Origin of the sequence: Tannerella forsythia, from assembly GCF_001006485.1 — a bacterium.
Lineage (GTDB): Bacteria > Bacteroidota > Bacteroidia > Bacteroidales > Tannerellaceae > Tannerella > Tannerella forsythia.
In genome coordinates, this window is record NZ_JUET01000035.1 from 1 (window position 1) to 19493 (window position 19493).

Here is a 19493-nt window from a genome sequence, read left to right on the forward strand (position 1 = left end):
CCTGCTCGCTGCTCCGTCGGCTCACCGCCCGAGGCCCATGGACGAACGCCGAGGGCGTTCGAGGCGAGATTCCTCACTACGTTCGGAATGACAAACGCGGTTATTTGCGTTGATTCGCGCCCATTTGTGAAATTCGCGTTCGGATACCCCTGCATAACAATTGACAATTAACAATTGAATTACGTCAGGCTTACAGCCCTTCGCCGAGATGCGATGCCTTTTTCCCCAACGCTTCGCATTGGGCTGAATTAATGCGCCCTTTCAGGGCTTTTACAGTGGTCAGTAAACAGATCAACAACTAAACATTTCAACCCCTCAACCCCTCAACGCCCCGAAGGGGTTAGCCCGCACGGGGCACAAGGGCTGAAGGCCTGAATTAAATTCATTCTTATTTCTTCTATTGCGGAATCCGGGATAAAAAGAAAATTTGATGGCAGTTGGATTCGTAAAAAGATTAGAATGAACGGTTAAAATGATTTTTTGCTCGGACGATTTTGGGGAATCTTCCGATAAGCGAAGGCCGTTTTCTCTTTACGGGATGCGAAAAGCCGGAGAAGTGCGCTCTTTGTTGGGGGGGAGGATATTTAGAGGTAGCGATCTTTTTGCACAACAGTCGACGCTTCGAGTTCCAGCAGTTTCTTTTTGATGTCGAGCCCGCCTCCGTAACCGGTAAGCGTTCCGTCTGCACCGATGACGCGATGACACGGTGTAACAATCGAAATGGGGTTGCGGTTGTTGGCCATTCCTGTAGCGCGATATCCATGCGGTGATCCGGCAGCTTCGGCTATCTGTTTGTAAGAGCGTGTCTGTCCGTATGGAATTTCACGGAGCGTCGCCCAAACGCGCTTTTGAAAGTCTGTGCCCTGTTCGTCGAGCGGAAGGTCGAAATGTCTGCGTCGCCCTGCAAAATATTCTTTCAATTCCGTTACTGCCTGTTTCAGCAGAGGGGTTTCTTTTTTGCACGCACCGGCAGGCAGAACATGCTCGTTCCTGACGTATTTGATGGCCGTAATCCCTCGACCGTTTTCAACGATGCGTAACATGCCGACCGGCGATGCGTAATCTGTAAAATAATTCATAACGGGTAATTTTGGCGTGTGCGAAGATACATCAAAAAAAGGGATGAAGTTTATGGAAACAGCAATACAAAGGTCGTTCGATGATTGGGGGCGTTCGATTTCAGTGAGATGGAACCTCCCGAAAGACGCATGATCTGGCGTGCAACGGACAGCCCGATGCCGCTGCCTCCTTCTTTGGTCGTAAAGAATGGCGTGAAAATATGTTCGGCTTCTTCGGGCGGGATGGCAGGACCGTTATTGCTGATCTCGATCACGATGGATTCATTGCTGTTGCACGAAGCCCGCACCATGATCTGTCCGTCGGGATGGTCGGGGCCGATGGCCTGTATGGCATTTTTCAGCAGGTTGAGTACGACTTGTCCGATCAGGTCTTCGTCGGCATACAGAATCAGGTCGTCCGGGCGGATATCGGTCTGTATGGCGATATGGGAAGCATGGTGATGGCTGGCGAGCTGTGTCATCCGTTCGATAAACCTGCCGACATAGAAGAGGGTCGGCTGCGGAGTCGGGATATGTGTAAACCGGCGGTACGATTCGACGAAGGAGATCAATCCTTTGCCGGTATCGCTGATCAGTTCGAGGCCGTTGCGGAGCTCTTCCTTCATTTCGTCGTGTCGCGAGAGGAGCGTGCTGCTGATCGAGGTGATGGGGGTGACGGAGTTCATGATCTCGTGCGTCAATACGCGCGTCAGACGAATCCATGTATCGACTTCCTTATCTTCCATTTCGCCGTGAATGTCGTTCATCGCGATAAGTTTCACGCGTTCGCCTTTCAAAACGGTTTCAGACACGCGGACAGAGAGGTTGACCGCTCCGCGTTCGTTACGGAACGAGAGGTGATATTTCTCGCCGGGCTGAAGATCGGTAAAACGTTCGGCAAGTTTCTCATCAATCCGTTCGAGCTGTCTGATGTGAGTAAATACGGGCAGTCCGAGCAGTCGGAGTGACTCGCTGTTTTGTTGGAGTACGAATCCTTTCTCGTTGATGACGACGATCCCTGTGTTGACTGAGTTCATAATCATCTCATAATATTTCTCCCGTTCTTTCGCGTCGGCTTTTGCCTGCAGGAGAATCTGGAGGATACGGTTCAGCGACTCGTTGATGATGCGCTCTTCGGTAGCATGCCGTGCTGTAGCGTAATGAAAAGCGTAATCGTTGTTATCCACGGCGTCGAACATAAAGGAGACCTTGCGGAGGTTGCGACGATAGAGCCGTACGCTCCATCCGAAGGCAAAAGCGACGGACAGCAGGCTTGCGGTAGCGGCGATCCAGCGATGCTGCATCACGAATACCGTGCTTGCGGCAACGAGTGCTGCAAGAACAATCAGTCGAAACGTCAGGCTGTTGTACAATCGCTTGTCCATCGAGGTCAGAGTCCGTAACGTTTGATTTTATTGTAGAGCGTCTGTCGCGAGATGCCGAGTTCGGAAGCCACGAGCGAGAGATTGCCGCGGTGCTTATCCATCGTGCGGCGAATCATGCGGCACTCCATCTCTTCGAGTGTGGTCGCATCGTTCGGCGGAGATTCGGACGGAGGGGCGGCGGACGGAAAATCGAAATCCTCCGCATCGAGCATCTTTCCGTCGCTGATGATAACGGCTTTCTCGATGGCATGTTCAAGTTCGCGGATATTGCCGTACCAGGGTTGCGCCTTCAGTTTGTCGCACGCGGCAGGCGTGAGGATCAGTTCCGGCTTGCCGTACAACTGTGCTTGTTTACGGAGAAGGATATGTGCCAGCGGCGCGATGTCGTCCGTCCGTTCGCGCAGCGGCGGGATATGCAGGTGAATGGTGTTGATGCGATAGAGCAGGTCTTCCCGGAAAAGTTCTTTCCTGACCATGGTGTCGAGGTCGCGGTTCGTGGCGCACAGGAGGCGGATATTGACCGGTATGGGCGTATTGCTCCCGACGCGCACGATGCTGCGCTGTTGCAGGGCTGTGAGCAGCTTGGCCTGCAAATGATAGGAGAGGTTGCCGATCTCGTCGAGAAAGAGCGTGCCGTTATCGGCTGCTTCAAACTTGCCGGGACGGTCGGAATGAGCGCCGGTGAATGCGCCTTTGACATGGCCGAAAAGCTCGCTTTCAAAGAGTGTTTCGGTAACGGCGCCCATATCGACGGCCACCATCGGATGACGATTACGTGCCGACAGCCGGTGAATCTCGCGTGCAATCATTTCTTTTCCCGTGCCGTTCTCGCCCGTGATCAGAATATTGGCATCGGTATACGCCACTTTTTCCGTGAGCATGCGCAGTTGCTGCATCGCTTCGCAGTCGCCCCAAAACATGCGGCTTGTCTCGGCGGTGGAGGTGGCCGCCTGCCGTTTGTCTTGCAGCGTGCGGGCCCGGAGAGCCGTCTGCAAGGCTTCGGTCAGTTTGTCGTTGTCCCAGGGTTTGACAACGAAGTCCGAGGCGCCTTCTTTGATGCCTCGCACGGCCAGTTCGATATCGGCATAGGCCGTGAAGAGTACCACTTGTACCGAGGGGTCGATCTTCTTGATCCGGGAGAGCCAGAAAAGACCTTCATTCCCGCTGTTGATCCCTGCACTGAAGTTCATATCGAGCAATACCACATCCACCGGTTCGTCGTGCAGAATCGTTCGGATGCGGTCGGGCGCGGAGGTTGTGATTACCCGGGCAAACTGTGGTCGCAGCAGCAATTCCACGGCCGCAAGGATGCCCTTGTTGTCGTCGACCACGAGAATGGTACCTTGTCGTTTCGTCTTGTTCATGCGTTTTCTTTGAAAGTCGATTTGCCGCTTAAAAGATTATTTAAATAGTAGATTTCTTTGATCGCTGAGATGGAAGAAACGGGAGTACCTAAGGTGGTAGACAGCTCACTGTGTATCTTTTCAACCTCTTGTGCCTGTTCTTTATTCAACACCTCCGTTTGGATAATTTTCCCAAAGGGGATTGTATAGAGAGGAGTACCCTTGAGGGATAAATCAGTATTGATTTTGATGTTTTTTTGTGAAAGAACACGAATGTATTCGTTTCCTTTGTAGGCGATCTTCACAAAAATCGAATCATCGGGTTTGGCAAAGGAGGTAAAAAATAAAGATGACTTATCGAACAGTGCGTTTGTATATTCGTAATTTTGTTTTTTTGACATTAAGGTAGATACTGCAATACGGTTGACAAAGCCGTTTTCATAGATATACAGCAAGTATCCGGATAGATATTCGTCGTATAACGGCAATGCGATTCGTGTGTTATGTTGGTAGGGGAATTCTTTGGAGAGCATGAATTTTCCTGATTCGAGGATGGAGAAAAATGCAATGGCCTCTTGTTCTTTATTCGTTTTTAAAACGGAAGTGTAAATGGGAGGAACCTCTGTTTGAGGTAAAGGATGCGCCGATTCGACAGGTAGTTTATAGGTCGGTATGTTTACCGGAAAGATATTATCTGCTTGATCGGCAGAAGTATTTTCCAATTCTTTGAAAGGTGTTTCTGTATTTTTTTTCGACAGGATAAGCGCACTTCGGCGTTCTTTCAACAGTCGGATTTCCGGCGTATCCAACGGCCGGGTGGAGTTACCTTGCCGTTGCCATACGATGCCTTTGTAGGAGACTGCCTGATGGTACGAAGGTACGGATACGGCACAAACCGTTTTTTCGTTGAATGAATGAAAGTCGATTAAAATCAGACTGTTTATATCTTTTCCTAAGTCTTTTACAATGTATTTTCGTATCAGCAGTTGATATTTGTCTTCATTACAACGTAAGTAGTTTAAATCCGTTTCGATGCCGCGCGGATAACCGATATCATTTACGCCGATATACAAGATACCGCCATCGGCATTCAGAAAGCCGCAAATCGTTGTAAGGATATGTTCCATCTGCTTATCGATATCCGCTTCGTGATTACTTTCGGGTGGGTAGACGATTGTCGATTTGAACTCTTTGGTATTCCCTTCTCGTCCGAAATTGATATTTTCTGTTTGGGGAGCAGGGGCTTTTCCCTCTTCGATAGCAAGCAGAGCCAAGATTTTTGCATTGACGGATTTAGCGATGTCCGGAAAAGCCGTGCGGGCAAAGTGTTGTATGAGAAGCAGGCGAGCCAAGTCGGAGATTTGTTTTTCGTTGGAAAGGATTTGTGTTTGCAAGGTCGCAACACAATCGATGGAATCGTTCTTTGCCGAGAGCATGGAAAGAATACGCAAGGGCTTGGACAGTCGCGGATATTGTTGTACGGCTGCGTCATCGATGATAGCGTCGTCCATTGTTTTTTTATGCAGGAATTTGTGCAACTCTTTCAAATACAGAATACGATAGGTATAATAAGATTCAAGGGACGAGGAGTTTACGATTTTTGCCAAAAGCCGAGTCGTGTTGAACAGATTGAAACGTAGAATATGGTCTTGGGTCGATTCGGCATGAAGGTCGATGATGTAAATCAGTTGGCGTACATAGTCGCTCTCCAGATAAAAATTGTTTATGCTATTGTCCATCTTGCTTTCGTCGGCATCATAATCTTCTGTTCTCTCATCGATATAGTAACTTATTAGATCGGCTACGGCTTTCGAGGTGTCTATCGTAACATCTTCCGGTGCCGCTTCTTCAATTTCCGCCTTAACGTAACCGTTTTTGTATACACTCGTTAGCCTCAGCATATAAATATCGTCAATCTCAAGTTCCGAAGAAGTATCGGGAGACGGAAGCGTATAGAGCGGATATCCTTTTTCACTGACCCATATATCCAGATTTTCTTTTTGGGCAAGCAGCTTGGCATATGTGTAATCGTCTTTATGAAACCGGGCACTGATGGAAAAACCGATTTCTTCTAAGATGGAAAAAGAAAGCCGGTTATCCGACGTTTCGAGTACATGTGCAGTTACGAGATCACCGACTACGAAAATATCGGATAATGTATTGAGCTTGATACGTGAAACCTGGCTGGCATGCAGGACGCCATACCCCTCATACCGATCATCTTCGATGCTGGCGAAAGCAAGCAGCGGGTAAGCCGGATTCATTTTGGTGATTCTGACTTTTAGCGAGGTGCCTGCAGGGGGTGTTTCTTTCATATGATGCTGTTCGAAGACCGGTTTCGCTTTAAAATCATCGAACGCAGTATTCCAGGCTTTGTACAGCAGATGGATATCCGTACAGGAATTCAGATCGGTAGGGGAGGGGTGGAACGTATTTATTTTAATCGTATCCTCCCATAAAGAAAGTAATTTATGATTCCGTTTTCGGATAAGAGGATTCGGATGGGGAGACAGGGTAATCCGCTGGTCGGATAAGTTAATGACACCGTTTCCTTCGAAAGAAAATGAGTTTTTGTTTTCAAGTATATCTTCAATGAAATATGAGATTTTATCGACGAACAGCGGAAATGAAAAAAGAATCAATTCCTCCCATGTATATTCCGGGGGACGACTGTTCCGTTTTAAAAAAGTACTTAGCATAAGATTTTTCAGGGCTGGTGTACGGCGTTCGTCTAATAGGTATAAATAGCGGTAAAACATCAACCGGTGTACGATATTGATCTCGCTGTCTGCTGCTCTGCTAATCAAAAATTCGGCACCGGCAATTTGGATCAAGCTCTCTGCTTTTTGCCGAATTTCTGCCGTGATTTCTCCTGTGAGTAATATCGTATCTATCCGGTCACATTCTTTTTTTATCAACGATTCGAGGTTGTTTATCCAAAAACTATAGGAAAAAAGAGAAGATGCGTATTCGATAAAAAATCTGAATAAACGAAGATAGGCGATCGTCCTGCCCGTAAGCGCTTGCGGATCGTACAGGAATAAATACATGAGTATGTTTATTTTTTTCTCCAGATTATAAATATGAATGTCCGGTATCTCCGTTTTAGCGGACAAGTCGGAAATAAACAAACTGACTTTGTTTTCTTGAATGATGGACAACGCTTCCTGATGTGCGTAAGCTTTGTGCAACATCTGTTCGGCACGGAAAAGGATGGAAGAATGTTTGTTTTCCGGATAAAGGTTTAAAAAGCGTCTGTTTTCCAGAAGATGTTCTTCGATACGAATATAAAGACTCAGTATGGTTTGCGTTCTATCGGTATCTTCCCGACATTTTTCGTAAAGACGGTCCAATGCTTTTAAGAAAGCGAATATCCAAAAAGGCGAACCCGTTTTCAACAAAGACATAAAATCGGAATCCGAGGATTTATAGACAGCCTTTTTCGACAGTTCTTCAAAGAGGGCTACTTGTTCTTCTGTCGCGTTGATCATTCGCATAAATGCCCTTCCATTCGTATAGTCCTCATATAGAATATCCATATTGTATAAAATAAAATTAATGATAATATAGAAATATAATACATATATAATAATAACGCATATACATAATGCTTCGCAAAGTTAGGAAAAAAAATGAACTGTCTGGGGCATGTCTTTTATTGTTGGCTCGTCTGTTTATGTCCAAAAATTGGACACAGACGTCCAATTTTTGGACACAGGCTGTTCTTGAATGATTTTATAAATTTTTTGATGTTAGTGATTTGAGTGTTTTGGCATGGTTTTGGCATCTTATATATCGTGAACTAATTTTGAAATGATGAGGAAGATTTTTTGGAATATGTTTTTAAGTATCGCGATTACGTCGGGCGGGATAGCTCAGGAACGATACTGGACGATGGACGACTGCATGCGCTATGCGGTGGAAAATAGTCCGAAGGTGCGACAGAAGCAGCATTTGAACGACTCGTACAGGGCGGCGCACCATTCGGCGGTAGCGAGCTTCTTCCCGTCGATCGGTGCAAATGTAGGCGGGCAGTTCAGCTTCGGACGGTCTATCGACCCGAAAACGAATACGTATAACAACATCTCGACGTTTAATAATTCCTACGGAATCAGCGCTTCTCTGCCTCTCTTTGACGGCGGACAGCTGATCAACAACCGGAAGATGACGCATATCCGCCGTTTGTACGGTCTTCAGGAAGAACAACGTGCCAAAGACGATGTGGCGCTGGCCGTGATGGAGGCGTTTATCAACATGATCTACTATCGGGGGACGGTGAAACTGGCTTCCGACAAGTTGAATGAAAGCAGGCATACCCTCTACAAAACACGCCGGATGGAAGAGTTGGGCATGAAGGGCAAAGCCGATGTGGCGCAGTTCGAGGCTCAGGTAGCGGCCGACGATTATAACCTGACCCGCCAACAAAACCTCTACGCGTCGGCCTTCTTGAAACTCCGGGAGAACATGAATTACGGCGGGGCCGACTCGTTACGCATCGATACGGCCGTCTACGTGCCCGAAACGCTCTCCTTCCCCGAGTCGGTCAGCGATATTTACGCGTATGCCGGCACGCATAACCCCGTCGCACTCTCGGCCCAATACCAATCCAAGGCCGCCCGCTACGAATACCGCATGGCCAAAGGAGCCATGTTCCCTCGACTGTCGTTCGAAGCCGGCGTATCAACCAACTATTTCAAAAATCTGTCGAGCGGAGAAACCGTTTCGTTCGGAAAGCAGTTTTTCGACAATAACCGCGGCGAATACCTTGCCATGGTGCTCCGTATCCCCTTGTTCGACGGACTGAGACGATATAGCGAAGCGCGTCGTGCGCGTAACGCCATGCGGATTGCCAACGAACAGCGCGATGAAGTGATGCGACAGTTACAGACAGCTGTCGAACAGGCCGTTTTAGACCGAGACGGATTTGCAAAAGAAACCGTACAGATGGAAAAAAAAGTAGAAGCAGACGAAATCTCCTATCATCTTACCCTGCGCAAATACGAAGAAGGCCTGATGAGTCCGATCGATCTGCAAACGGCAGCCAATACACTGATCGAGGCGCGTGCCAACCTGTTGCAGAAACGATTGTCGTATATGCTTAAAAGCAGATTGGTGGCATATTATAAAGGAGAAGGAATTATCGGGAAATCCGAAGAATAATCACGGCATGTCAAAAGGGTAAAATGCAATGCCGGAAAGGTAAATGCAATGTCAGATCGAAAAAATATATCGTCAGAACGGAAAAATGCGACGTCAGAAGAGAAAAATATACTGTCAGGCTTATATTTATAACATGGAATAGAATATAAATACTTACTGCAATGGATATACAATTGGAAAAAAAGAAAGGGATACGAAAAAAACATCTTCCCTATATTGTCGGGGGGATTGCTTTTTTATTGCTTGTCGGATGGATGATTTTCGGCAATCATGCGTCGACGCTGCGTGTAGACGCGCGAGGCATCAGCATCGGCCATGTAACACATGAACAGTTCAATGATTTTGTGCGTGTAGACGGGCAGGTACAGCCGATCACGGTCGTGCAGCTCAGCCCCGAAGAGGGCGGAATCGTGCAGGAAAAAGTCGTAGAAGAAGGGGCGCAGGTACGCAGAGGAGATATCATCGTCCGGCTGAGCAACTCGAACCTCGACCTGCAAATCCTGAATGCCGAAGCCGAACTGGCCGAAAAGCAGAATCTGCTGCGCAATACACAGGTGACAATGGAACAGGACCGCCTCCGGAACAAGACGGAGAAGCTGCAACTCGACCTCGACATCACACGGCGACAGCGGACGTACCGTCAGCAGGAAAAACTCTACGACGAGAAGCTGATCGCCCGCGAGGATTTCCTGCAAGCGAAAGAAGACTACGAACTGGTGCAGCAAAAACATGCACTCATCATCGAGCGGCTGCATCAAGACTCGATCTATCGATCCATTCAGATGGATCAGATGGAAGATAACCTCGCGAACATGCGGCGTAACGTGCTGCTTATCCGCGAACGCAAGGAAAACCTGAACGTGCGCTCCCAGATCGACGGCGAGCTCGGACTGTTGGACGTCGTGCTCGGACAGAATGTTTCACCCGGACAAAAAATCGGGCAGATCAACGATTTGTCGGACTACAAGATCGAAGCCTTGATCGACGAGCATTACATCGACCGTGTAAAAGCCGGGCTGGCCGCCACGTTCGAGCGGCAGGGCGGGAACTTTGAACTGTCCGTCCGCAAAGTCTATCCCGAAGTGCGAGACGGTAAATTCCGCACGGACTTTGTCTTTACCGGCGAACGCCCCGACAATATCCGAAGCGGGCAAACATACTACATCAATCTTCAGCTCGGACAACCCACCGAAAGCATCATCATCCCGAAGGGTACGTTCTTTCAGAGTACGGGCGGAAACTGGATTTTTGTGCTCGATAAGGACGGGAAAAAGGCTTACCGCCGCAAAATCAGGATCGGCCGGCAGAATCCGCAGTATTACGAAGTGCTTGAAGGCCTCGAAGCCGGCGAACGCGTCGTGATCTCAAGCTACGAAAGCTATAAAAACAGTGAAATACTGATCCTGTCAAAGTGAATCGTTGGTTAGGTTGTTGAGTTGTTGAATTGTTGAGTTGTTGAATTGTTGAATTGTTGAACTGTTGAGTTGTTTGCTGAAAACCGAAAACTAAATAACCATTGACAATTTGGGAAAAAGCCCTGAAAGGGCGCGTTAATTCAGCCCAATGCGCAGCGTTGGGAGAAAAAAGCAACCCCACATCGGAGGGCTGTAAGCCTGAATTAATGTTGGTGTAATTGTTGAACTGTTGATTTGTTGAATTGTTTGATTGTTGAATTGTTTAAGCAACTAAACAACTAAGCAACTAAACAACTAAACGACTAAACAACTAAACATCTAAACAACTCAACATCCGAAGGACTGAAAACTAAAAAAAAAATGAAACGGGAAATGATCATTGCGCTTCGTTCGTTGACCAAACGCGGACGGAACAACGGAATTAAGATTATCTCGCTGGCCGCAGGGCTTGCGATGGGATTGGTGCTGATTGCCAAAATCTACTTTGAGCAGTCGTACGATGCGTTCTATCCCGATTCGGAACGTATTTTCCGGCTGAACCAGAAAATCATTCAGAATAATGAGCTGAAAGAATATCCTCAAGTGAGCGGCGGCGTGGCTGTCGGGATGAGGGAAGAGGTGCCGGGCGTGGAAATGGCTACGCGATGCACCGGAATTTACGACGGCGAAGCCTATACCGACGATGGAAAAGGATATACGGTATCCGTGATTGCCGCCGACGAATACTTCTTCGATGTGTTTCCTCGCAAGATATTGCAGGGAGATGCGAAAGCCGTCTTATCGAAAAAAGGCGCCGTTTTGATTTCGGAAGAGCTGGCTCGGAAGATCGGGGGCGACGTCATGGGAAAAACACTTTGCCTCGGAAGCAAGAATAAGAATAAAATCCCTATCGGCGGCGTCTTCGAAACCGTACCGGAGAATGCTCATCAGCGTTACGATGCAGTCATAACCCTTCAGGTGATGGTTTCACCCGATTACGACGGTACCATGAACTGGTTAGGGAATGACCGTTATCGCGGCTATGTGAAGCTCTATCCCGGTGTCGAGCCCGATAGTCTGGCCGAACCGATGCGGGCGATGCAGAAGAAATATCAGGATTTTGAGGTCTTGAAAAAGGCCGGTGTCGATCTGAGTTATACGCTTACCCGGCTGACCGATCTGCACCGAAAGACACCTGAGGTAAAATCGATGACCTCGTTGCTGATCATGCTCGCTTTCGTGCTCATCTTCGCGGCGGTGATGAACTATGTGTTAGTCGTCATTTCGTCGTTTGTCAGCCGAACGAAAGAAGTAGCCGTACATAAATGTTACGGAGCGTCGGGCAGAAACATCGGCGGGATGATTGTTTCCGAAACGTTTCTTCATCTGTTGATTTCGATTGCGCTGGCGCTGTTGCTTATCTTTGCGTTTCGCGGCACGGTAGAGGAGTTGCTGGCCGCGTCGCTTCGGGCACTTTTCTCGTCACAGAGCATTACAATCCTTGTGGCCGTGTGTATGGTCGTGTTTCTCGTGACGGGGCTGCTCCCCGGTCATCTTTTCGCGCGTATCCCCGTCGGGGCGGCTTTCCGGAATTATCGCGAATCGCGCCGTTACTGGAAACTTGCGTTGCTGTTCGTACAATTTATCGGTGTAGGCTTCCTGTTCTCTTTCCTTGTGATCATTACTCTTCAGCATAGACGCATGACGAACGACAATCCCGGATATAACTATGAGCAGCTCGCCTACTTCAATATGGGGGGCACAGATTCTACGCTGCGCTCCAAAATCGTCGACGAGGTGGGACGTCTTCCCGAAGTGGCCGCCGTCACCACGTTTTCGGAGCTTCCTTTCGAAAAACAGTCCGGAAATAACGTCTACCTTCCGGGCAATGATCGTGAAATGTTTAATATTGCAGACCTGTACTGGGTGGGTAACCGTTATCTGGAAACGATGGAAATCCCGGTCGTGGGAGGACGTTCGTTTACGGAAAACGTCTCATCGTCGCACGAAGTAATGGTCAGCCGCCGGTTTGTGGAGAAAATGAAGAACTTTGCCGACTGGAGCGACGGGGCGATTGGCAAAGAAATTCTGATTACGGAACACAGTCAGAGTATGAAACAGCCTTTTACCATTTGCGGCGTATACGAAGATATCCGCATCAACAGCATCGAGAACGAAGATACGCGCCCTTCGGTGATGTTCTATGCTCCCGATGTGCAATGGACGCGTATGCTGCTGGTTAAGTTTCATACCTTGACGCCGGAAGGTATGACGCATGTGCAGGAAACGATACAGGCGCTGCTGCCCGATCAGAATGTGGCGATAAACGACTGGCGTGCGGAGATGACGAATTTATACCGTTCTTCGCGACTGTTTCGCGATTCGGTAATGATCGGATGTATCATCACGTTGATTATTGCGTTGACCGGATTGATCGGATATACGCGCGATGAGATCAACCGTCGCCGGAAAGAAATAGCGATCCGTGAAATCAACGGGGCAACCTTTAAAGAAGTCTTGTTGCTCTTCGAGCGTGACATCATTCGTATAGCCGTTCCCGCATTGATCGGCGGCTGTGCTCTGGCGGCGTATTTTGCCGCCGGATGGCTTTCGGGCTTCTCCGAAAAGGTGTCGCTGGCATGGTACCTGTTCGCGATATGCGGCCTGATGATGCTGGGAGTAATCATAACCGTGGTGGCATTCCATGTACGGAGTGCGGCGAACGATAACCCTGTGAAAAGTTTGAGGAGTGAATAGGTGAAAAGTGAAAAACGAAAAGTGAAAAGTGAAAAACGAAAAGTGATGCCCTTCGGGCGTTGAGTTGTTGAGTTGTTTGCTGATTACTGAACGCTGAAAACTAAATGACCATTGACAATTTGGGAAAAAGCCCTGAAAGGGCATGTTAATTCAGCCCAATGCACAGCGTTGGGAGAAAAAGCAACCCCACGTCAGAGGGCTGTAAGCCTGAATTAATATTGGTATAACTGTTGAATTATTGAATTGTTTGCTGATTACTGAATGCTGAACGCTGACTGCTAAAAAATAAAAAATATGAACTTAAAATCTTTTTTGAAGTTTCTTTCCAGAAACAAATTGTATACGGTGATTAATGTCGTCGGTCTTTCCGTATCGCTGATGTTTGTGATACTGATCGGTATTTATGTCGTACAGGAGCTGTCGGTCGATCAGTTTCAGCAGGATGGCGACCGCATCTACATCTTGGGAGATGTGAATAAAGACGGTAGCAGGGATTATCTGAATGCTTTGCCCGTAGCATGGCGCGTGCAGGACCGTTATCCGGAGGTAGAAGCTGCCTGTCCCGTGGTGATAGAAACCATGCCTCAACATGTTAAATTGCAGAAGGGAGCGGACGAAAGTCTGAAGACCACTCTGCTCATGGTGGATTCTTCGTTCTTCTCCTTCTTTTCGTTCGGCTTGAAAAAAGGGCTGGAGCATCGTGTCTTGGAGTCGATGCAGTCGGCCGTTGTATCGGAATCGTTTGCGCAGCGTGCATTCGGCAATGAAAGCCCGATGGGCAGGAGTATTTGGTTGAACGATACAGTGTCGGTGATCGTCAGTGGCGTGATGGAAGATATGAAACCGTCCGTCATCCCTTCATCCGATATCGTCATCCGTGTCGAGCATCTACCGACATTCAACTATACTGTCAGTTTAACGAACTATAACAATGCAGGCAGTACGGTGGCTTTCCTGAAATTGAAAGCCGGTGCTGACCTGTCTGTCAAGCTCGACGATATGCGCGACTGGTTCAAAACGTTCTATTGGATGTATGCGAAAGGCTATTCCGAACAACCGACTTTGACAAAGCTGCCCGATGTGTATTTCTCTCAGGCCGGTTGGCCTTTGAAAGGCGGTGATAAACGGTTTGTCCTGATTCTGACATCGGTCGGATTAGTGATTCTTATTTTCTCCATCATCAATTACATCAACCTGACAATGGCGCAATCGGGTTTCCGTGCCAAGGAGATGGCGCTGCGGCGGCTGCTCGGTTCGGAACGTACAATGCTTTTCATGCGATTGTTGTTCGAATCATTCGTGATGGTGCTGGTGTCGTTTGGTGTGGGGATATTGCTTGCGGGCTGCTTCGTGTCTTTCGTGAATGACCTTCTGCAGACCAATATCTCTTTGCGCATCTTACTTACGCCGGCAGGTATCGGAGCTATGGCAGCTGTTATTGCCATGCTAAGCGTCTTATCGGGATTGCTTCCGGCCGTCATGATATCGAACACGAAACCGATCGAGGTGGTGCGCGGTACGTTCCGTCGCCGCACGAAGATGACCTTCAGCAAGGTCTTTATCACGCTGCAAAATGTCGTAACGATCGTGATGATCGCGTGTGCCCTGACAATGTACCTGCAAATACGCCATCTCATCGATGCACCGTTAGGATACCGGACGGAGAATATTATCGATATGTGGAATAATTTCGATAATCCGGAGCAGTCGGGCGTGTTTCGGAATGAGGTGCGGCAGTTGGCGTGCGTGCATCGTGTGGCGGTGTCGCAGGGTACGCCTTTTAACCGAGGTAATAATTACAGCGGAAGCTACGAGGGGAAGAATATCAGTTCGCAAAATATCAATGGCGATTCAACTTTTTTCAGTATGCTCGGTCTGGAGATCATCCGCAATAACCGCCTTGCACCGGGCGAAGGCGCTTTCGTGAACGAAGAATTTCTACGCCAGACCGGTCTTTCGGAAGAGGCTCCGTGTTTTCATTATTATGACCGCGAGATCAAAATAGCCGGTGTGATCAAGGACTTCCAGATGGCAAATATTACACATGTCAAAGAACCTGTTTTTATGAAGGTGCAAAAAGAAGCAGACATAAATGCGTGGAATATCCTGATCGAGGTGCAGGGTGATCCTTACGAGGCTTATCGTGAAATTGCGAGTGTTTATCAACGTATTACCGGCCGCGAGTTCGAAGGAAAATATATTGATCAGCAGGTGATGGACTCGTTCGATTCGCAGCGACGGACGGCGAAGATCGTTACGCTTTTTGCGGGGATTGCCGTGTTGATTTCGCTGCTTGGATTGTTGGCCATGTCGACGTATTTTATCCGTCAGCGGCTGAAAGAGGTGGCGGTGCGCAAAGTGTTCGGTTCGACAACGAATGAAGTGATGAGAAGGCTAGTGCGGACATTCCTCTCGTATGTGGGGATGGCATTCGTAGTTGCCGTACCGTTGATCTGGTATTTTATGAGCGGGTGGCTGTCGGATTATGCGTATCGCATATCGCTCTCGGTGTGGATTTATCTTACAGCCTTTGTATTTTGCCTGATCATCTCGTTTCTTACAGTCTTCTGGCAAGCGCTGCGTGCAGCACGTACGAACCCTGTGAAAAGTTTGAGGAGTGAATAGGTGAAAAGTGAAGAGTGAAGAACGAAAAGTGAAAAGTGATGCCCTTCGGGCGTTGAGTTGTTGAATTGTTGAGTTGTTTGCTGATTACTGAACGCTGAAAACTAAATAAAAAATAACAATCATGATTAAAGTAGAAAATTTGACGAAGTATTTTGAGACGGAAGAAGTGCAGACGATTGCGCTGAACAAGGTATCGATGGAAGTGAAAGATGGCGAATTTGTCGCGATTATGGGCCCTTCGGGCTGCGGCAAATCAACCCTGCTGAACATCCTCGGACTGTTGGATAACCCGACCGAAGGGAATTATTTCCTCGGCGAACATGAAGTCGGCCATCTCAAAGAGAAAGAGCGTACACAGGTGCGCAAAGGCAATATCGGGTTCGTGTTCCAGAGTTTCAACCTGATCGACGAACTGAACGTGTTCGAGAACGTAGAACTGCCGCTGACGTATCTCGGCATCAAATCCGCCGAGCGTAAGGAACGTGTAGCCGCCATCCTGAAGCGGATGAGCATTGGCCATCGGGCAAAGCATTTCCCGCAACAGCTCTCGGGCGGACAACAGCAGCGTGTGGCCATCGCACGTGCCGTGGTCGCTAACCCGAAGCTGATCCTCGCCGACGAGCCGACAGGTAATCTCGACTCGAAAAACGGTCTCGAAGTGATTCAACTGCTGACCGAGCTGCACAATGAGGGTACAACGATCGTCATGGTTACTCACTCGCAGCACGACGCAGGCTTTGCCGACCGCATCGTCAACCTCTTCGACGGACAAATCGTGCATACGACAAGACTGTAGGAGATAAACGAAAAGCGTATTTTCTTAAGTAGTCAAAGCAGTTAATGTAGACGGGCGACCCTCAGTGTTCGCCCGTCATAACGCCGATTATGAACATCCCCCCTTCAAGGGGGGAATGCAAAAGCGAAGCGCACGAAGCCTTGACCTTTTGGTTACTTTTGGGTCAAGCCAAAAGTGACAGAAAAATTATATCAGGCTTTCAGCTCTGCCGGTAGGAGATTCTTCGCTCACGCTCTGAATGACAAAAAACGGTGTCCCGAACGCAGAGGTACATCCCCCAGCCCCCCCCTTCAAAGGGGGAATGCAGAGCAGACCGCTGACTACTGATCGCTAACAAATAAAAGAAACAGAAATGAAAACGATTTACAGAAATCTATTGAGTGTGATTCGCCGTTTTAAAATGGCGACGTTGTTAAACGTGGCGGGGTTGTCGATCGCCTTCGCCGCGTTTATGGTGATTATGATGCAGGTCAATTACGATCGGACATTCGACACCTCCGATCCCAACCACGACCGCATCTTCCGCGTCGAGTTTATGTATCAGGAGAACGCGCAGGTAGTCATCAATCGACCGTTGGCCGAGGCTTTTTTTGCTTCTTCACCGCATATTGTTGCCGGTGCGCTGTCTTCTCCTTATAGTACCGATCGGTTTTTCTCCGTCGAAAATAATGGTATCAAACAGTTTTATGAAGAGAAATGCATACAGGTTTCTCCCGAATATACGGAAGTGTTCACGTTCGATTTTGTCGAAGGAACGAAGGAAGTATTAAAGCAGCCGGATCATGTGATGATACCGCTTAGTATGGCACAGAAACTGTTTGGCAATCAACCGGCCGTAGGCAGACAATTGACCGGTCGGCACAGTAATATGATCGTCGGTGCGGTGTACCGGGACTTCCCGGCTAATACCCTTGTACGGAATATTGTGTACGCTACGATCCCCCCGAACGAGAACAAAACGAATTGGGGAAATTGGAACTATCAGATGTTTGTTCGGATGGACGATCCAGACAATATGCTCTCTGTCTATGAAAACTTTAAAAAGAATAACAAAGCCAATCCGCAGATGATCGGACAAACGGACGAATTCGATTGGGAAAAACTAAATGCAGCCTTGCGTTTTACTCCTTTGACCGAGGTGCATTATGTAACCGATGCGATCTTTGATTTTACTCCCAAAGCCAGCCGGCAGACCTTGCGGGTCTTGTTTGCCATAGCCATTGTCGTGATTGTAATTGCGGGGATTAATTTTACGAATTTCAGCACGGCGCTGACACCTGTGCGGATCAAAAGCATCAATACGCAAAAAGTGCTGGGAGGGAGTCAGGGTGCCATTCGGCGGTCATTGGTCTTGGAGGCGATGCTGATCAGTTTATTTTCGTATGTGATAGCCATCGGGTTAGTGATGTTGTTTGCTCGCACGGAGCTCTCGTCGCTTGTCGATGCGGACTTGTCGGTCGCTTCGCAGCCGCTGATCGTGGGAGGAACAGCACTGATCGCGTTGCTGACGGGGCTACTGGCCGGACTGTATCCGTCGTTCTACATGACCTCGTTCCCTCCTGCGCTGGTATTGAAAGGGAGCTTCGGATTGTCGCCGAAAGGCCGAGCGCTGCGCAACGCGCTTATCAGCGTGCAGTTTATCGCTTCGTTTGCATTGCTGATCGGTGCGTCGTTTATGTATTTGCAAAATCATTTTATGCAGCACACACCGTTGGGATACGAAAAAGATGCGCTGATCGTCACGAATATCAATTCGCAAATTAATAAAAGTCTGGACGCTTTTACGAACCGTATGAAAGAATTTGCGGGAGTCGAAGACGTTACGTATGCCGAGCAGTTGTTGTCCAGCACCGACTTTTATATGAGTTGGGGACGGGATTACCAAGATAAGGAAATCCGATATCAAGTGCTTCCTGTCAATTATTCCTTTTTGGAAGTGATGGGTATTCCGGTTACGGAAGGACGCGATTTCCGTATCGAAGATACGAATACCCGTTACGGTGCGTATGTCTTTAACGAACGTGCACGCCGAGAGTTCGGATTGGAGTTAGGTACGATGATCGACAGCACGGAGGTCGTTGGCTTTATGCCCGACGTGAAGTTTGCTTCGTTCCGTACCGAAGTAACTCCGATGGCGTTCTTCGTCTGGGGCACCCAAAACTGGGGTCATTGGCCGAATCATGCCTATGTCAAGGTAAAGGCCGGATCGGACATGCGGGCGGCAATGGAGCATGTACGCACCGTGCTGGCTGAGTTCGACCCCGAATATCCGTTCAACGTCCGATTCTTTGACGATGTTTTGCAGCAGTTGTATGAAAAGGAGGGAACGCTTAGCATGCTGATTACGCTGTTCAGTATGATTGCTATTTTTATCTCTATCGTCGGTGTCTTCGGTTTGGTGGTGTTCGACAGCGAGTATCGGAAGAAAGAAATCGGCATCCGCAAAGTATTCGGTTCGACGACACCGCAGATTCTGGTGATGTTCAACAAGACCTATCTGAAGATCGTCGTTGTTTGTTTCGTCTTTGCCGCCCCTGCGGCGTATTACGCGGTAGTGAAGTGGCTCGAGAACTTTGCCTACAAGACCCCGCTTTACTGGTGGGTGTTCGCCCTGTCGTTCGCAGTGGTGGCCTTCGTGACGTTCGCCACAGTGACCTTTCAAAACTGGCGCGCGGCGAATGCCAATCCGGTGAAAAGTCTGAGAAGTGAATAGTTAAAAGTGAATAATGAAGAACGAAAAGTGAAAAGTTTTTCGGGTGTTTAACTGTTGAGTTGTTTGACGGTTGAATGGAACAATGACGAATGACGTGAATAACCGCAAATGAAAACTTGCGAACCTTGCGGAATCCTTTGTGAATCTTGCGGTTTATTTTACCGCAAAGCACGCAATGGAAACCGCAAAGGGCGCGAAGGTTGTTATCACGGGCGAACACAGAGGTTCGCTCCTACGCGGCATACCGAACGCTGTGTCCTGG

General features: G+C 48.4%; 10 protein-coding genes. 6 read left to right on the forward strand and 4 right to left on the reverse strand.

Going from position 1 to position 19493, the window contains the following annotated elements; genetic code table 11:
- Positions 1-584: 584 nt before the first annotated feature.
- The 4 genes from Tanf_RS01545 to Tanf_RS01560 are packed head-to-tail and all read right to left on the reverse strand — an operon-like array spanning position 585 to position 7325.
- Positions 585-1079, reverse strand: coding sequence for a methylated-DNA--[protein]-cysteine S-methyltransferase (locus Tanf_RS01545; RefSeq protein ID WP_046824657.1), 495 nt, complete (start codon positions 1077-1079; stop codon positions 585-587).
- Between the two features lie 50 nt (positions 1080-1129).
- The gene (locus Tanf_RS01550; RefSeq protein ID WP_046824658.1) at positions 1130-2443 is read right to left on the reverse strand and encodes a sensor histidine kinase; all 1314 of its coding nucleotides are present in this window, start codon (positions 2441-2443) and stop codon (positions 1130-1132) included.
- Between the two features lie 5 nt (positions 2444-2448).
- The gene (locus Tanf_RS01555; protein WP_046824659.1) at positions 2449-3807 is read right to left on the reverse strand and encodes a sigma-54-dependent transcriptional regulator; all 1359 of its coding nucleotides are present in this window, start codon (positions 3805-3807) and stop codon (positions 2449-2451) included.
- On the reverse strand, positions 3804-7325 hold the full coding sequence (locus tag Tanf_RS01560; protein WP_014223630.1) for an RNA-binding domain-containing protein: 3522 nt from the start codon (positions 7323-7325) through the stop codon (positions 3804-3806). Before Tanf_RS01560 ends, Tanf_RS01555 begins: the two co-directional genes overlap by 4 nt.
- 277 nt (positions 7326-7602) lie before the next feature.
- On the opposite strand from Tanf_RS01560, the gene Tanf_RS01565 reads away from it, so the two are divergent.
- The 6 genes from Tanf_RS01565 (at position 7603) to Tanf_RS01590 (ending at position 19231) form a co-directional block, all read left to right on the forward strand.
- Positions 7603-8946 (forward strand): TolC family protein, encoded by a 1344-nt coding sequence (locus Tanf_RS01565; protein WP_041591003.1) that lies wholly within the window; start codon positions 7603-7605, stop codon positions 8944-8946.
- Positions 8947-9107: 161 nt separating this feature from the next.
- Complete coding sequence (locus tag Tanf_RS01570; RefSeq protein ID WP_014223627.1) at positions 9108-10361, forward strand: efflux RND transporter periplasmic adaptor subunit; 1254 nt, start codon at positions 9108-9110, stop codon at positions 10359-10361.
- A gap of 360 nt (positions 10362-10721) precedes the next feature.
- The gene (locus Tanf_RS01575; RefSeq protein ID WP_046824660.1) at positions 10722-13097 is read left to right on the forward strand and encodes an ABC transporter permease; all 2376 of its coding nucleotides are present in this window, start codon (positions 10722-10724) and stop codon (positions 13095-13097) included.
- 294 nt (positions 13098-13391) lie between these two features.
- A complete protein-coding gene (locus Tanf_RS01580; protein WP_080948522.1) occupies positions 13392-15722 on the forward strand; it encodes an ABC transporter permease in 2331 nt (776 codons plus the stop codon).
- Between the two features lie 121 nt (positions 15723-15843).
- Entirely contained in the window at positions 15844-16518 is a 675-nt protein-coding gene (locus Tanf_RS01585; protein WP_046824662.1) for an ABC transporter ATP-binding protein, read from the forward strand.
- Positions 16519-16870: 352 nt separating this feature from the next.
- On the forward strand, positions 16871-19231 hold the full coding sequence (locus Tanf_RS01590; RefSeq protein ID WP_046824663.1) for an ABC transporter permease: 2361 nt from the start codon (positions 16871-16873) through the stop codon (positions 19229-19231).
- Positions 19232-19493: the final 262 nt, after the last annotated feature.

What these genes read in the sequence shown, in the direction of transcription:
- Tanf_RS01560 (WP_014223630.1), bottom strand. Translation starts at nt 7,325, where the DNA reads ATGGATATTCTATATGAGGACTATACGAATGGAAGGGCATTTATGCGA.
- Tanf_RS01590 (WP_046824663.1), top strand. Translation starts at nt 16,871, where the DNA reads ATGAAAACGATTTACAGAAATCTATTGAGTGTGATTCGCCGTTTTAAA.
- Tanf_RS01575 (WP_046824660.1), top strand. Translation starts at nt 10,722, where the DNA reads ATGAAACGGGAAATGATCATTGCGCTTCGTTCGTTGACCAAACGCGGA.
- Tanf_RS01565 (WP_041591003.1), top strand. Translation starts at nt 7,603, where the DNA reads ATGAGGAAGATTTTTTGGAATATGTTTTTAAGTATCGCGATTACGTCG.
- Tanf_RS01555 (WP_046824659.1), bottom strand. Translation starts at nt 3,807, where the DNA reads ATGAACAAGACGAAACGACAAGGTACCATTCTCGTGGTCGACGACAAC.
- Tanf_RS01545 (WP_046824657.1), bottom strand. Translation starts at nt 1,079, where the DNA reads ATGAATTATTTTACAGATTACGCATCGCCGGTCGGCATGTTACGCATC.
- Tanf_RS01580 (WP_080948522.1), top strand. Translation starts at nt 13,392, where the DNA reads ATGAACTTAAAATCTTTTTTGAAGTTTCTTTCCAGAAACAAATTGTAT.
- Tanf_RS01550 (WP_046824658.1), bottom strand. Translation starts at nt 2,443, where the DNA reads ATGGACAAGCGATTGTACAACAGCCTGACGTTTCGACTGATTGTTCTT.
- Tanf_RS01570 (WP_014223627.1), top strand. Translation starts at nt 9,108, where the DNA reads ATGGATATACAATTGGAAAAAAAGAAAGGGATACGAAAAAAACATCTT.
- Tanf_RS01585 (WP_046824662.1), top strand. Translation starts at nt 15,844, where the DNA reads ATGATTAAAGTAGAAAATTTGACGAAGTATTTTGAGACGGAAGAAGTG.